General features: G+C 56.7%; 10 protein-coding genes. 8 read left to right on the top strand and 2 right to left on the bottom strand.

Annotated elements, in window-relative coordinates:
• The first annotated feature begins 11 nt into the window (after positions 1 to 11).
• The 8 genes from ALMA_RS04975 to ALMA_RS04935 all read left to right on the top strand — a co-directional run bounded on the left by ALMA_RS04975 (position 12) and on the right by ALMA_RS04935 (position 12194).
• Positions 12 to 863, top strand: a complete 852-nt coding sequence (locus ALMA_RS04975; protein ID WP_148140260.1) for a hypothetical protein — start codon at positions 12 to 14, stop codon at positions 861 to 863.
• A gap of 76 nt (positions 864 to 939) precedes the next feature.
• Complete coding sequence (locus tag ALMA_RS04970; protein WP_094726603.1) at positions 940 to 1923, top strand: ABC transporter ATP-binding protein; 984 nt, start codon at positions 940 to 942, stop codon at positions 1921 to 1923.
• Positions 1924 to 2384: 461 nt separating this feature from the next.
• Positions 2385 to 3002: a MarR family winged helix-turn-helix transcriptional regulator gene (locus tag ALMA_RS04965; RefSeq protein WP_094726602.1), complete on the top strand. Its 618-nt coding sequence runs from the start codon at positions 2385 to 2387 to the stop codon at positions 3000 to 3002.
• A 126-nt stretch (positions 3003 to 3128) separates the two neighbouring features.
• Positions 3129 to 4892 (top strand): ABC transporter ATP-binding protein, encoded by a 1764-nt coding sequence (locus ALMA_RS04960; RefSeq protein ID WP_094726601.1) that lies wholly within the window; start codon positions 3129 to 3131, stop codon positions 4890 to 4892.
• Position 4893: 1 nt separating this feature from the next.
• Entirely contained in the window at positions 4894 to 6858 is a 1965-nt protein-coding gene (locus ALMA_RS04955; protein ID WP_094726600.1) for an ABC transporter ATP-binding protein, read from the top strand.
• 542 nt (positions 6859 to 7400) lie between these two features.
• Positions 7401 to 8486: a tRNA (adenine-N1)-methyltransferase gene (locus ALMA_RS04945; RefSeq protein WP_094726598.1), complete on the top strand. Its 1086-nt coding sequence runs from the start codon at positions 7401 to 7403 to the stop codon at positions 8484 to 8486.
• A 26-nt stretch (positions 8487 to 8512) separates the two neighbouring features.
• Entirely contained in the window at positions 8513 to 9067 is a 555-nt protein-coding gene (locus ALMA_RS04940; RefSeq protein ID WP_094726597.1) for a SixA phosphatase family protein, read from the top strand.
• A 28-nt stretch (positions 9068 to 9095) separates the two neighbouring features.
• Positions 9096 to 12194, top strand: a complete 3099-nt coding sequence (locus ALMA_RS04935; protein ID WP_094726596.1) for a bifunctional [glutamine synthetase] adenylyltransferase/[glutamine synthetase]-adenylyl-L-tyrosine phosphorylase — start codon at positions 9096 to 9098, stop codon at positions 12192 to 12194.
• Positions 12195 to 12712: 518 nt separating this feature from the next.
• Here the strand turns inward: ALMA_RS04935 and ALMA_RS04930 are convergent.
• Both ALMA_RS04930 and ALMA_RS04925 read right to left on the bottom strand, forming a co-directional pair.
• Complete coding sequence (locus ALMA_RS04930; protein ID WP_094726595.1) at positions 12713 to 13879, bottom strand: hypothetical protein; 1167 nt, start codon at positions 13877 to 13879, stop codon at positions 12713 to 12715.
• 506 nt (positions 13880 to 14385) lie between these two features.
• Positions 14386 to 16593: a cation:proton antiporter gene (locus ALMA_RS04925; RefSeq protein WP_158520659.1), complete on the bottom strand. Its 2208-nt coding sequence runs from the start codon at positions 16591 to 16593 to the stop codon at positions 14386 to 14388.
• Between the last annotated feature and the right edge of the window lie 71 nt (positions 16594 to 16664).

Here is a 16664-nt window from a genome sequence, read left to right as displayed (position 1 = left end):
GGGGAGTAACTATGCCGAATAGAGCAGAACGTCGTGCACAGGCCAAACGTCAGCGTCGAGGACAGGCCGAACCACAGCAGGGTATGGCACGCTCGCGTGACGGGCTTCTGGACGAGCAGTCACTGCAGGAACGCTCTGTACGTTTGCAGAATAAGGCGAAGGGGGAGTGGAAGCCGTCGAGCTCCACACTCGAGCAGGATGATGATTCGGATGTCATCCCATCAGCTGATCCGAAGATGCGCGCTGCGAGCGCGGAAAAGAAGGCCCTCAAGAAGGAGCGCAAGCTGCGCGAGCGCGCTATGGCTCAGATGCTGCGTGAACAGGAGGAGCAGGAAAAGCAGGCACGCGAGACTGCCGCACATCCGGCTCTGGCTCGTTCGCCGCGCTGGTGGGGATCGCTCGGTGCGTGGCTCGTGGCTGGAGTCTCGCTCGTGGCTGCCATCGCATTCTTTGTGACGAATCATCATCTGCGCGGTGCGGTGAACATCGTCATCTTCGTCATCGCGCTTCTGGCGCTGGCCATTCTCGCGCGTATGGAGCCGGTGAATGCGTATGAGGAGTTGGCTCGCCAGGACCGCATGGAAGACATGCAGGAAGCGCAGGCTGCGGCGTCGGCGCGTCGCGGTGGCGGTGCGGGCTCTGGGGTGCGTGCGCACAGCCTGAGCTGGTGGGTGCGTGTGCTGAACTGGATTCTCATCGTCGTGACGGCGTGTGCGTTCGTCTCGCTGCTGTTCTGGACGGCATCCGTGTGGGTGGTTATGGGCATCGCCATCGCCTTCGCTGTGGGCGTGCTGGACCTGTTCATCGTGGCGCGTCCGTCGTCCGAGAATCCGCACCTCGACCAGTATGGGACGGCCATCTAGGCTTTTTGAGTGTTTCACGCTAGTGTCCGCGCGGTTTCGGCTGCGCGGGCATTCGCGTATGTGGAGGAGTTTTTCTATGGTCAATTCTATCGATATACATAATGTTCTTTTCCGGCGTTCGCGACGCACTATCCTCGCGGACGTCTCTTTGAGTGTGGGCGCAGGCGAGAACTGGGTGCTTTTCGGGCCGAACGGTATAGGCAAATCCACTCTTGTGTCTATGATGTCCACTCGGCTTTTTCCTACCTCAGGAACAGTGGATATTCTGGGGAACCGGCTCGGGAAAGTGAATGTCTTTTCGTATCGCTCGCGCATAGGGCTGGCCTCGGGGGCGCTGAATCGTGACTTTTCTCCGCTGTCTGACCCCCTGGACGTGGTGGTCTCGGCAGTGGATGCTCGACTGGATAACTATTATGATGCGTATGATTCTGACGTGTATGAGCGGGCTAGGTGTCTGCTTCGGCGCTATGGCATAGAGTATGTGGCTGGGAAGAAAATGTATAAGCTCTCCGAGGGAGAGCGGACGCGCGTGGCCATCTGCAGGGCGCTCATGACCTCTCCCGAGCTTCTTATTCTCGACGAGCCGACGACGGGCCTCGACCTCGGTGGTCGCGAGCTCGTCGTCTCGGCGCTCGGGGAGCTGGCGCGAGGCGACCAGGAGGTGAATGGTGAGCGCCCGGGGCAGAACGGCGGGCGTGATGATGCGAGTGGGCGTCAGGCGCGTTCCACGATTCTCGTGACGCACCGCCTCGAAGAAATTCCGCCGGAGTTTGATCACATCGCTATCCTCGGACACGTGTCTGAGAGCCGGGCGCGAGAGCTGGAGGCAGAAGTGGCTGCCTCGGAAGAAATACCCGCGGACGGAGGTACTGTGCTCAATCCTGCTCCGGGAACCATCGTATTCACCGGCTCTATCGAGGAGGGTCTGACCAGCGAGCGTCTGAGCGATCTCTTCGGCATGAAACTCGAGGTTCGTCGTGAGCCTGCGTCGGCGTCTGCGTCTGCTGATGGTGGGCGTGGGCGTGAGGGTGGACGCTGGTCTGCTTTCGTGGCTGGATAGCCGCGTGGTGCTGGGTACCTAGGTATTCCGGGATGCCATGTTTTGGGCGAGAATGACCGTAGTGTTCTGCGGCTAACGGGGTTTTGGGCGGAAGTGATCACGGAGGGCTCCCTGCGAGTTCTTTTTGGGCGGATGTGACTATGAGCGTAGTCACATCCGCCCAAAAGCTATGATGATATGCTCGGAAACTAAAGTTTTGGGCGCATATGACCGTCACAACTCAAAGTGGAGAATGTTTTGAGCGTAAATGATCACGCGCGCAGTCAGATACGCCCAAAACCCCAGAGAGTAAGGCTCTTGATAGTCATTTCCACCCAAAACCTCACCCGAAAGACACGCCCGGGCACCGCTCGAGAAAATTTAGTTAAGAGAAAATTGACAAACTAAATATCCCAGCGTATTATTTAGTTCGTTACGTAAAAACTAAACTAAATAACCTCAGGAAGGGTCGTGAGAACGCTATGGAAAAAGATACCATCTTCTCGTACCTTCTCCATCTGGGTCACCAGCCGGCGTTTATGCTGGCGGCGCAGTTCGGAACGCTGGAAAACACGAGCATTCGCACGCTGACTATGCTCAGCGAGCGCGGAAAGCTCACGGCGGGCCAGATAGCTGAAGCACTGGGCATCACTCCGGCGAGTGTGACACAGATTATCAAGAAGCTCGAACAAACCGAGACCGTCGAGCGCATGAAGTCCACAGAAGACTCGCGCGTGACACTCGTGGCCATTACAGCGAAGGGGAAAGCACTTCTACTTGACAGGTCTCTGGCCTCACAGGCCATGACAGATAAGCTTTTCGAGAATTTCACAGCAGATGAAGTACAGCAGCTCTACGGTCTGCTCCAGAAGCTGGACAATATGTCTGGAAGTCAGGAATTTCTCGACTTCGTCCACCAGACGCTGTCTGATGATGAGCGATGGTCCAGCCTCGACCAGTTGAGCATGCATTTTAGCAAGGCGCGTGAGATCATGCGCGAGACACGAGACTCGTCTGACTTCGAGAATGCCTTTAGGACAGCTATTCAGCGCTGGCGTTCTTCTGCTATGGCTAGTGCTCGCCTCGACAGCAAGTCGTAGTCCCGAATAGCCCCTAATAGTCCCGAATAGTCCCGAATAGTCCCGAGCCCCGCGCTCAGAGCGCAGAAGCACTCCTCCTTCATCCTTCATCCCTTCATTCCTTATCCACACAAAGAAAGGCACTCCATGCTCTCTTTATGGAGAAAATATCTGAGCCGCCACTGGGTGGAAACCACCCTGCTGGTCGCCGTTCAGATCATTCAAACAGTCTTAAACCTCTACCTGCCAAACCTTCAGGCAGACATCATTAACGACGGCGTCACTGCGGGTGACGCTGATAAAGTCTGGTCCATCGGCTGGACCATGATGGCCGTGGCTGCCATCCAAATCATCGCGAATATCATCGCCGTGTATTACTCCACGCATGTAGCCATGCGCATGGGCTACGAGATTCGCAAGGATTACTTCGCCTCGGTCGAAGGCTTGTCCCTGAACGAGATAGAGACCTTCTCGGCCGGCTCGCTCATCACGCGCGCTACAAACGATGTTCAGCAGGTGCAGCAGGCCACTATGCAGTCCATGCTCATCATTTTGCAGGCGCCTATTATGTTCGTGGGCGGTATCATCATGGCTGCACGCCAGGATGGCCCACTGACCTGGTCCTTCGCCATCATCGTCCCACTGGTTCTCGTGGTCGTGGGGGCCATTATGAGCCAGCTCGGCCCATTGTTCGGAAAGCTGCAGAAGAAGCTCGACAGTGTGAACAAGCTCGTGCGCGAGCAGATTAGCGGCGTACGCGTCATTCGCGCATTCGTTCGTGAAGACACCGAACGCGCACGCTTCGACGAGAGTAACAAGGATCTCTATTCCATCGTTCTGAACATCGGACGCTGGATGGGCGTGGCCATTCCGTCCATGTTCTTCATCATTAACGTGTCCACCGTGGCCATCATGTGGTTCGGCGGCCACCGTATCGAATCCGGCGAGATGGGGATCGGCTCTCTGCAGGCCTTCATTCAGTACCTGCTCATCATGCTCATGGGCCTGATGATGGCCACCATGATGTCCGTGATGCTGCCGCGCGCCTCCGTGTCCGCGAAGCGCATTAACGAAGTTCTCGAGGCGACGAGCTCGATTAGCGCTCCTGAACACCCGTTCGTGAACGAGCATCCGCAGGGCGTCCTCGAATTCCGCCACGTGAGCTTCTCCTATCCGGGAGCCGAAGAGCCTGTACTGGAAGACGTGAGCTTCACCGCTCGCCCTGGCCAGACGACCGCATTCATCGGCGCGACCGGCTCGGGTAAGAGCACCATCATCCGTTTGGCATCCCGCATGTTCGACGTGACCAGCGGCGAGGTCCTCGTGGATGGTCATAACGTGAAGGAATACGACCCGGCCGCGCTCGCTCAGCTGTTCGCTCCGGTTCCGCAGAAGTCCGTCCTGTTCGCGGGAACCATCCGTTCGAACCTTCTGTATGGCAATTCTTCCGCTACTGACACAGACCTCTGGCATGCATTAGAGGTCGCTCAGGCTGCAGACTTCGTACGTGAGCTTCCTGACGGACTCGACTCCCACGTGGCGCAGGGTGGCACGAACTTCTCTGGTGGTCAGAAGCAGCGCTTGAGCATCGCTCGTGCCATCGTGCGCAAGCCATTCATTTACTCCTTCGACGATTCGTTCTCTGCTCTGGACATGGCCACGGATGCGAAACTTCGCGCAGCACTGGCACCTATTACCCAGAATGCCACGCAGCTTCTCGTCGCGCAGCGCGCCTCGTCCATTCGCCACGCTGAAAACATCATCGTGATGGATAACGGAAAAATTGACGCCATGGGAACGCATGACGAACTGATGGCCACAAACGATACGTATCGCGAAATCGTAGAATCTCAGGGCGGACAGGGTCCGGACATCGAATCCCTGAGCATAGACGCAGAAAAGGAGGCGTAACATGCCAGCAAATACCTCGCTGTCTTCACGCCTGAAAAAAGGTGAGCGCGCGCGCACGCTCGGCCGCCTCGTCGGCTATCTTATGCGCGACTCCTGGCGGATGATCATCATGATCCTCTCTGGCCTGATCGGTGTGACGCTCGTCGTCCTCGCACCGAAAGTCATGGCGCGCGGCACCGACGTGCTCTTCAGCGGCATCCTCGGATCCATGCTGAAAAATCAGATGCATCTGCCAGACGGAACGCCGATGAGTACTGTCGTGGACCTGCTCAAGCAGAACGGTCAGGGTAACCTCGCCTCCATGCTCAGCAACTACGATGTAACCGTGGGCAAGGGCGTGGACTGGACGCTCTTCGCACAGATTATGCTCATGACCGTGGGCATCTACGTCATCTCCATCATCTTCCGCTACGTGCAGAACTTCGTCATGGCGCGCATCACCACAAATGTGGTCTACACTATGCGCTCCGAGATCGTGCAGAAGGTGGACCGCCTGCCGCTGAGCTACTTCGACCGCGTGCCGCGTGGTGAAGTGATGAGCCGTACCACGAATGACATCGATAATGTGCAGCAGTCGCTTCAGCAGATTTTGGGCGAATTCTTCTTCTCGGTGTTCCAGTTCATCGCTACCGTGGTGATGATGCTCACCATCTCGCCACTGCTGACAGGCATAGCGATGATAGTGATTCCGGTCCTGCTGCTCATCATCGGCGGTATCCTGAAGCTTTCGCAGCCACAGTACGTCAAGCAGTGGGATAACACCGGTCGTGTAAACTCGCACGTGGAAGAAATGTTCTCTGGGCACATGGTGGTCCGCGCCTACGGGCAGGAAGCGTCTGCTGAGGAGAAGTTCGACGAGTATAACGAGGGGCTGTATAAGTCCAGCTTCTTCGCCTCCTTCATGTCGAGCCTGATGAATCCACTGACCTCCTTCGCAGGAAATATGTCCTTCGTGATCGTGGCCATCTTCGGTGGTTTGCGTGTGATTAACGGGCAGCTCACTCTCGGTGATCTCCAGGCCTTCACGCAGTACTCGCGCCAGACCACGCAGCCACTGGGGCAGCTGGCATCCATGGGGTCCATGCTTCAGTCTGCACTGGCGAGCTCGCAGCGCATCTTCGAATTCCTCGATGAGGATGAGGAAGAGCGCGAGAATGAGGGTGATACTGCGGTAGTGTCCGGCGATATGTCGGGTCATGTATCCGGACATGTATCCGGACATGTGGAGTTCGACCACGTCTCCTTCTCCTACACGCCAGACAAGCCACTGATTAAGGATCTGACTCTCGAGGCGCAGCCTGGTCAGACTGTGGCCATCGTAGGACCGACGGGCGCAGGTAAGACTACTCTCGTGAACCTGCTCATGCGCTTCTATGAGATTACTGGCGGCCAGATTCGACTGGACGGCACAGATACTCGCGGTATGACGCGGCATGAGCTGCGCAGTCACTTCGGTATGGTTCTGCAGGATACGTGGCTGTTCGAAGGAACTATCCGCGATAACCTCTTCTATGGTGTGCATGACCCAGCTCTGCGCACGGAAGAACGCTTGCTCGAAGCAGCACGTGCGACGCATGTGGACGAATTTGTGCGCCGCCTGCCGAACGGGTATGACACGATTCTGGATGACGACTCTACAGAGCTGTCTCAGGGTGAAAAGCAGCTGCTGACCATAGCACGTGCGTACCTCGCTAATCCAGATATCCTCATCCTCGATGAGGCGACGAGTTCGGTGGATACGCGTACCGAAGTGAAGGTACAGACTGCTATGAACACTCTGCGCACTGGTCGCACCGCCTTCGTCATCGCGCACCGCCTGTCCACCATCCGCGACGCAGACATCATCGTGGTGGTCAACCACGGCGACATCGTGGAGCAGGGAAGCCACGATGAGCTCCTGGCCAGCGACGGAGTGTACGCATCCATGTATAACTCCCAGTTTGCTGGGCAGAGCGAGGATAACTAAAGGAACTAAAGGCCTCAGAGAGCGGCTAGTATGAAATGTGCCCATCCATTCTGTCATCACGACGAATGGGTGGGCACATTTTTTGTACGATGGCGGGGCGGGCTGGGTGGCTGGGCAGGGCAGGGTAGGACAGGAGCGCGCAGAGGGGAGCGAAGTTTTGGGCGGAAGTGACTGGGGAGGCGGTCACTTCCGCCCAAAAAGTGCGGAGATAAGGATCCGTGTGGTCACTTCCGCCCAAAAGGCAGAGGTTTGAGCTCCTGAGTGCCCCTCTTCTCGAGTTTTGGGCAGAAATGACTACGCAGATAATCACTTCCGCCCAAAACCCCTCGTCTCCACGCCCTCGCTAGTCATTCTCGCCCAAAACTTCACAGTACGACTCTCAGAGCATCCCCAGCCGTGGTTTTTGCGCGAAAATGACCATATCGCCGAGTCACTTACGCCCAAAATCCGCGCCATCCGCGCCCCTCCAGCACTCTCATAAACCCCTGAGGGTAGAATGGCACGGTAGTACGATATCAAGCTAAAGAGGGGAGCGCGCACAGATGACTCAGGACCGCGACCACACCCGAGACCATACTCACACTCACACCCACGCCCGTGGCCCACTCGCTCCAGGCGAGAAAGTCCAGCTTACGGACCGCAAGGGGAACATGCTCACCTTCCAGCTGGTCGAGGGTGGCGTGACAGATACGCAGCATGGGCAGATTCACCACGATGACATTCTCGGCCAGGGTGAGGGACGTGTTATCGAGACACATGCGGGCAGTTCTACCCAAGCCCAGGATGCGAAGCGTGTGGATAAGCCGTGGAAAACGAGTCGAAAGATAGGTGGGTGGCAGTATGTGGTCATGCGTCCTCGCATGGCTGATTATGTGCTTTCTATGCCGCGTGGCGCGCAGATTATGTATCCGAAGGACATCGCCACGGTCCTCGAGCTGGGGGATATTCGCACCGGCCAGCGCGTGCTCGAGTCGGGCGGCGGCTCGGGTGCGATGAGTCTTCATCTGCTGGAGGCTGTGGGCGAGTCGGGCGAGCTGACGACTATCGAGATGCGCCCGGATTTTGCGCGAATCTGCGCGGCGAATGCGAGCTTGTTCTTCGGCTTTAGTCCGTCCTGGTGGCGCGTGGACGTGGGGGATTTTGATTCGCGCATTTCCGCGTATCCGGACGGGTATTTTGATCGCATCGTCTTAGACCAATTAGACCCCTGGAACCGCCTCGATGAGGCGTATCGTGTCATCGCTCCAGGCGGCGTTCTGACGTGCTATGTTACGACGACGACACAGCTGAGCCGTGTGGTGGAAAAATTGGCAGAAAGTGGACACTGGACTCAGCCGCACGTTCAGGAAAGCCTCGAACGCAGCTGGAAGGTGGACGGACTCGCGGTGCGGCCGGACCACAGCATGATAGGCCATACGGGATTCCTCGTCTTCGCGCGTGCGATGGCGCCCGGCTTTACAGCGCTGAAGAAGCGCGAAAAGCCGACGAAAGCGAACGCGACGGATATAGACGAAACGGGCATAAACGTCGAGGAGCTCGAGCTGCGAGACATGTCTGATCGGAAAATGAGAAAAGTGCTGCGCGATTTGGACTCCCAGCTGAATGTTCTGAACGAACGCAGCATGTAGCCGCGCGAACTGGTAGGATACGAAGTATGGCAGTAAATCTGACGAAAGTAGCGAAAAAAGCGCGTGACTACGAGTACATTCTGCTCATGATGCGACACGCTAAGACGGAAAAAGTCTCACATGATGGAGATGATGCGGCGCGCGAGCTGACTGACAAAGGGCGAAAACAGGCGAAACATGTAGCGAAAGCGCTGGATGGGCTGGGGCTCGTTCCGGATGTCATGGCCGTTTCGGGGGCGAAGCGCACGCGCCAAACTGCCGAGCGTATGCTGAAAGTGTTCGGGGATAAGCCAGAAGTCACCTACCATAAAAAGCTGTACACGGATGGGCTGAGCGAAGTGTCGAGCATTCTTTCCGCGCAGAAAAAGAAGAAGAAAATCCTCATGATTATCGGCCACGAGCCGACGATGAGTGAGGGGTCGCTGTGGTGGTCTGAGGGCAGCTCACATGCGCTCGAAGCGCTGGAGATAGGCCTATCTCCAGCATCCGTGGCGGTACTCGGTGCGCATAAGCCTTTCGAACAGTGGGATATCCATGAGGCGGATGTTCTGGCGGTGATAACAGCGAAGGATTGCGACTAGGTGGCCTAGATGGCCTAGGAGGACGACGATGAGCGAGGATACTGCCAGTCTGAGCACGAGCGATCTTATACGCGCCGGATTTACGTCTGTAAGCCGCGCAGGGCGCGATGTAGAGCGTCTTCGCTTAACGCTCGATGCGCTGGAAAAGACGGGGAACGCAGCATCCTGGTCCCTCGATGATTTCCTTCGCGTGTGCTCTCGCGTAGACGACCCGGACGGTGCAGTCTGGCATGTAGCGGACGTAGCGGAAAAACTCGCTGAAAAATTCGCTGAAAAAGGTCTGGACGCAGCTGGATCTGCAGCTTCGAGCACAGATCCTGCGCGTGCATTCTTCAGCGCCAGCATCGACGAACTCAGCCGTATCGTGGCCCTATGTGGTGTCTCCGACTTTCTCGGGCGTATACTCAGCGCTCGCCCAGAGCTTCTCTTCGATGTACTCGACGGTGCTTTGCCGCAGTTTGATTATGATATCGATTTTTCTGGTTCGTATGCCCAGCAGGTTCAGTACGTGCGCACTGTGTACTGGCGTAACCTTCTCCATATAGCCACGGATGATGCCGTCAGCGAGACGCCGCTGGAGATACAGCCTGTGATATCGAAGCGTCTTAGCGCCCTCATCGATGCCACTCTTCGCGCTGCTCTCCGTGTGGCATATGCGAAAGTGCCTGCTTCCGGTGGATGTCGTTTCGCAGTCTTCGCCATGGGAAAGCTCGGCGCACAGGAAATCAACTACATTTCTGACGTGGATCTCGTCTACATCGTGGACAAAAGTCCCGAATTCCAGGGCGACCTTACCGCTCTCGGCACGCAGATAGGGTCGGTTCTTCACACCGTGTGTTCCGGTATCGTACCGGGAGTAGATGTGCCCGCATTATGGGATATCGATACTGCGCTTCGCCCAGAAGGAAAAGCTGGTGCGCTTGTCCGCACTGTGGAATCTGCTCAGGCGTATTATGAGAATTGGGCAGAAAACTGGGAATTTCAGGCGCTGCTTAAAGCGCGATTCGTGGCCGGGGACGCAGACGTGGCACGTGCGTTCAGCCAGATGATAGAACCGCTTATCTGGTCAGCTTCCGCACGACCAAACTTCGTCTATGACTGCCGCGCCATGCGCACGCGAGTAGAGCAGCTCATTCCTCTCGATCAGAAAGACCGTGAAATCAAACTCGGCAAGGGCGGTCTTCGCGATGTGGAATTCACCGTCCAAATGCTCCAGCTCGTGCACGGTCGCACAGATGAGAGCCTGCGCATCCGTGGTACTCTCGACGCACTGAAACTCCTCGCACACGGAGGATATATTAACCGCCAGCAGGCTCGCGCACTGTCCGAAGATTACCGATTCCTCCGTGTCCTCGAACACCGTCAGCAGCTGAAATCTATGAAACGCACGCATCTGTTTCCGAAGATTTCGAGTGTTCAGGAGGACATTTTTACGCGCTCGCGGCATGTGTCTGAGCGTGACATCGCTCAAAATGCGGACATCGTGCGGCTCTCACGTGCTGTCTCACTCACGCCTGTCCAACTCGTGGAACGTTTCGATTCCGTACGTCGAGAAATCAGACATTTGCACATGGACATCTACTACCGTCCTATGCTGCCAAACATCTCTCAGCTCAGCGATGATGACATCACACTGTCGGAAGATGCGATGCGTGAACGCTTCGAATCTGTGGGATTCGCTGACCCGGAAGCTGCTATGCGTCATGTCGAGTCCCTCACCTCAGGTATTTCTCGCTCCAGCCGTATCAATCGTATCCTGCTTCCTACGGTGCTTTTGTGGATAGGCAGTGGTCAGAATCCGGACATGGGCCTGATGATGTGGCGCCGATGGGTGGACACTTTCGGCGGGTCGGGTCCCTACCTCGGATTTTTGCGCGATTCTCCCACAGCGCTACGCCGCATGTGTCACATTTTGTCGAATTCTCGCTATCTGAGCGACGCGCTCATGAAGTCCTCCGAATCCACGTTCTGGCTGGGGGACGATGTCGCTCTACAGCCTCGCAGCACTGCGAGTTTAAGAACCCGTACGAATGTTATGCTCACGCGCTTTTCGTCGCTCGACACGCAGAACGAATTCGCTACACTTTTGCGCGCACTTCGCCGTCGCGAGATAGAGCGCGTAGGCCTCGGCTGGATGAGTTCTGTCATCTCATCTGAGGATGCACTGCACGCCATGACTCGCGTATACGACGTCCTCATCGACGCTGCTGTCCGCTGGGCGGCTGCAGTATCCGGGCCGAGCGCGCCGGCTCGTCTGTCCGTCATCGCCATGGGGCGCTATGGCGGAGAAGAGGTCAATTTTTCCTCTGACGCCGACCTCATGTTCGTCTACGAAGCCTGTGAAGGGCATGACGAGGAGGAAGCACGCACTTTTGCGCTTCGCCAGGTGGACCTTATCAGGGCAGTGCTGATGGGGGTCGCTGGCACGGAGCAGAAACTCGAACTGGACATGGATCTTCGTCCCGAAGGGAAAAATGGTCCACTCGTCCGTTCCTTCGAATCCTACCGCGACTACTACGCACGCTGGTCAGAGACATGGGAGCGCCAGGCACTCCTGCGCGCTCGCTATGCTGCTGGCGATGAAGAACTCGGGACCCGGTTCATTCACGATATCGTTGATCCTTTGCGCTACAGCGAGAATGCTGTGAGTGATGCAGAAATCCAGAGTATCCGCAAGCTTAAAGCACGCATGGAAGCCGAGCGCCTTCCACGTGGAGTACGCAGTGACCGCCACATCAAGCTCGGCCGTGGAGGTCTATCCGACGTGGAGTGGACCATTCAGCTCCTCCAGCTCAAGCACGCTCACGAATGGTCTGACATTCGCACCACCCATACGCTCGACGCACTCACAGCGCTCGAGCATCATGGTGCAATGAGTGCTAAAGACGCTGCAGCCCTGCGCGACGCCTGGGCTCTGTGCACGAACCTTCGTAATGCTTCCTTCCTCTGGTCTGGTCGAGTAAGGCAGGCTGACATCATCCCCGATGACTTCTTCGACATGGGTGGGCTCGGCGTGGTCCTCGGCCACCCCGCGCACCGCGGAGCCCAATACCTCGATGACGTTATGGGCATCATGCGCAAATGCCGCGACGTCGTGGACCGACTCTTCTACGGGCAGGAGGAGTAGGAGCAGGAGGAGTAGCTGAGGTGGAGGAGGGGAGGACGAGGGAGCGGGATGCTGGTGTACTCTCGCGTGCTTTGTCTCTCGCGGTTTTTGGGCGGGAATGACTAGCTAGCTTATGAACGAGGCATATTTTGGGCGAGTATGACGAAGAGAATGGTCATTTCTGCGCAAAAGCTCATTAAGACTCCACGCGCATAGGATTTTGGGCGTATCTGACTGTATGGAGCGTCATTCACGCCCAAAAGAGTCATACAGAGAGCTCCGGATGGTCATTCTCGCCCAAAATCTTCAGATGTACGCATATGACCTCACATCGCACGGAAAGTACTCCCCCCTAGGGGGATATAAGATTCAGCTCAGTCATCACGCACGCGAGCATGCTACCGCGCAGGCCACCAGCCAGGAAAACAGATAAGAGACGCGGCTACTCAGGCACGCTTAGTGGCGCGCTCACTCTACAGAAAAGAGAGCAGGCTCATAACACGCCTAGCAATGGCTCGGGCTCACAGGACCCCCTCAGGTCATAAGATAAATCTCTTCAGCGTGGTATCGCGCATATCCCACGCCAGCCATTTCCGTCGCCGTGCCTGTTCGCGCGCATCCACCTTCGGCACCCCCAGCATCTCAAGCTTTGCTATCATGATACGCCCGAGCTCATCACGGACCTCATTAAACCTGAAGCGAGCAAACGCATATCCCACTGCACACAGAGCGGATTCACGATCCTTTTCTTTAAAAACCACATCCTCCCCAGTTCCGCCAGACGCAGCGAGAATCTTCGGATCAGTGTACTTGCCCTGGCCATCGAGCTCAGCTGCGAGGTGACGAACATTACCCGCAGGATCAGCGACATCCCAGCAAAAATCTGGCCGCACAGTGGCACTCGTCTGCACCGACGGTCCCGCAGTGCGCTCCAGCCCGGCATAGGGATTTGGCACGACGCGCTGCAGCTCCGGAGTTACAAACCCCGCTCGAATCATGCGCGCTCTGGCGAACGACTCGCCGCCATTCTCAGCGCGAGCATCGATAAAATTGGCCTTAAAGCGCGTAATTCGCCCACGCCATCGCCGGATATTCCCATCCATAAACGTATCGAGCTCGTCGCGCGCGATGCCGAACGCGCGGGCGAGGTCGTCACAGATGATCATGGCCTGCTCGAATACGATACTGCGCAAACACTCGAATATGGTCTGCAGCGGCGTTGTGACGAGTAAGCCGTTCACGAGCCCAAGCGTATCTGTCAGCGGAGTGTACGCGCGGACGCATGCGAGCGGGTCGTCGAGAATCTCACGTGGCGCGCTCGCGGATTCCATCGCCTGCGCGATGAGCTCTTTCGGCCTGGAATTCGGGATGTAATGCGAGGTATAGGGTACTCGCGTGCGCGGACTGCTGGACGTGTGTGCGTCATGCGCGAAATGCACATGCGTGTGATACCGTTCGTGCACGACTGATCCGAGCACCGCGGCTGCAGAGACGCCCGTGAGCGGTTTATCTCGGTGCATGCGGGCGACCGCGTAGATTTTCGCGAGAGTTTTCGCGGATTTGGACAATTTTTTCCACTCCTGCGCATCAGCGAAATTCATGGGAACGGGCTCGACAAGCTCGCCTGAGCTGACTCGTCGGCGTGCTTTACGACGCGCGTTCAAGTTCTGGGTTCCAGAAAGGTCCTGGAGGATATCCGTGTTCATGGTATGCAGCTCCCTGTTCTCTTCGTTTCTATGTCTGTCGCGATATCGCCGCGGACATGCATATCTCAGTCTTACCGCATACGTGGCTAGAAGGCTAGCGTGAAAAGCAATTGTGACCCGATGTGGATAAGCGTGTCGAACCATGGTGAATAACTATGTTTGTATCCACAACTCTGGGGATAACTGGGACAGATGGGATGTGTGAAGATGAGGGCGCGGGTTTTTGGGCGAGAGTGACCGTCTCTGTCCTCTCCTCTACATGTTTTGGGCGGAAATGACTGTTCTTCTGGTCACATCTGCACAAAACTAGGAATCCTTGAGATCCGTATGATCACTTTCGCCCAAAAACCAGGTGAGCGGAATTCCCGTCACTACTTTTGAGCGAAAGTGACTATGGCTCGTCAGAATACATAAACTTTTGGGCGGAAATGACCGCTCAGATGATCATTCCCGCCCAAAAGTTACTCGGATGTTTCTCCACGGCACTAGCGCACCGAGTCGCCTACTTACACAGCCGAGTCAGACTGCATAATGAAGACATTACGACGCATGGTCTTCGCCTGGTCGCGGGTAATCTCCTGATTTTCAGCCATGGTACGAATGGTCTCGAGCTCGATGGCGTACGCCTGCGAAAGCACAGTATTAAACTGATGAAGAACGGTATCGCGGCGCCCCGAAGTCCCGCCCACGCCAGCAGATGCCCCAGCCCCAGCCCCAGCACCTACGCCAGCCACTGGCCGCGATGGCGCCTGAAGGCTCCGCAGGATGGTGCGCAGCTCGCTCACGATGGTGGAGCCCACGATAGGTGGAATCTGGTCGTAGTTGATGAGAGTGAAGAGGTGGTGGATAGAGTCCTGCAGCATCTGAATCTGAATGCGCGTGATTTGCGAGCGACCATACTCCACATCATCGGAGCCAGTAGTCACTTCCACTGTGCGGTTCCAGGTAAAGCGCAGGGCAGCACGTGCAGCGCGCAAGGCCACAGTGATTTTCAGACGCATGAAGTACAGGCGCGTGCGCAGATGCTTCTTCCATCCAGCTTCATCATAAGACAGGGAAAACTCGATAGGGGCCAGGAGCCTCTGGCATGCATCCTTTGCTTCCGGATGGCAGCGCACATAGTTTTCCAGCCACAGACTCTGCCACTCGCGCATTTCTATACGCGCAGCCTGGAGGATAGCGAGCTCGTCCTGGGAGAGCACATTTCCACGCTGGCGAGCGATGCGCGAGTTATAGGAGCGCATGACTGCCTCGATGGCGAGGTGCTCCTCCGGCGACGACGAAGTATTATCGAGCCGAGAGATAGTTATGAGTGTGCGGTTCAGCATCTCGAGGTTCGCGAGCGCGAACTTGTGCCCATCCTCATCCTTTTCTGGAGGAGCGAGAATAGGAACGAGGATATTTGCCACGAGAAGCGACAGGACGATGTACACGGCTGCGATGAAGAGGCCAGCCGTGCGGACAGGAAAATTGGTCATAGTATCCAGCTCGGATGGAAGGCTGAACGCCAGAATGAGCGAAATGGTACCCTTCGCGCCGCCGAACGTCATCACGGCAGCCGAATGCCAGCGTTCACGCGTCATGCGGCGGCGCTCACCCGTATCTTCGGAACGAGCGGTGCGCAGCATGGCCGCTATCCAGAGGAACCGCACGAGAAGCAGTATGATGAAGACGATGGTGGCCGCTGCTATGGCTCCGAGTGTGTTAATCCGCGCACTGATGATGCTCTGACGCATGGCCAGAGGTAGCTCGATGCCCAGCAAGACGAAGACTGAGCCATTCAGAACGAAAGTAAAGACCTCCCAGACGGCACCAGAGACGCGGTTCACTTCGGCGAGGTCTTCGCCTACGCCCACGCGGTGGTAGACGGCCATGAGTCCCGCGCACACCACAGCGATAACGCCAGACACGCCGAGCTCCTGACCTATCCAGTACGTGGCGAACGGGAAAATAAGCTCGATGAGAATGCGGTTCGTCGTCGTTTCTAAGCGCATACGACGCAGCCAGCCGATGAGGCGGTTCATGCACCAGCCCAGTGCAGCTCCCACAAGTGCTCCGCCCACGAAACTGAGAGCCACATTTTCGACGAAGACCACGGGGGAGAAGACCCCGGTGGTCAGCCACACGAGCGCGAACTGGAAGCTGACGATGCCGGCCGCGTCATTAAAAAGACTTTCTGTCTCCAGCACCGTAGTCTGACGACGCGTGAGCTGCGCGTCGTTTCCCAGCTGCGCCACCGCTACTGCATCCGTAGGGCTGAGTGCTGCACCAAGTGCACATCCTGCTGCCACTGGTATAGCAGAGAAGAGAATATTTATGGTAAAACCGGATATGAAGACGCTGAGTAACACAAGTCCCACAGCTAGGGACAGGCTGATTCCGAAGTTTTTCCTCAGTCCCGAACGCGATAGATGCATGGCTTCGAAGTACAGCAGCGGTGCGATGAACAGCAGCAGGAAGAGCTCAGAATTGATGTTAATGATGGGCAGGCCTGGGATGAAGAACCACATGACGCCGAGCAGAATCTGCACAAGTGGCATGGACACGCGCGGAATATAAGGGCTAAGCAGTGACGAGACGACGACTGCGATGCCGATTTCGAGAATAAGCAGAAGTGATTCCATAATCCAGCGGTTCTCCGTAAAGCGTTCTGGCGCGACGAGGCGGCGCGACGGCGTGCGGTGTACGTTAGCGTTTCTTTTTTCTAGGGTCAATTTTAATGATACCTGAGCACGTCTCGCCCCGGTGAGCGTTTCGCCACGAGCGGTGGATAGAGGCGCACAGA

This window comes from Alloscardovia macacae (assembly GCF_002259705.1).
Taxonomy (GTDB): Bacteria; Actinomycetota; Actinomycetes; order Actinomycetales; family Bifidobacteriaceae; genus Alloscardovia; species Alloscardovia macacae.
This window is presented reverse-complemented; position numbering and strand designations above follow the sequence as displayed.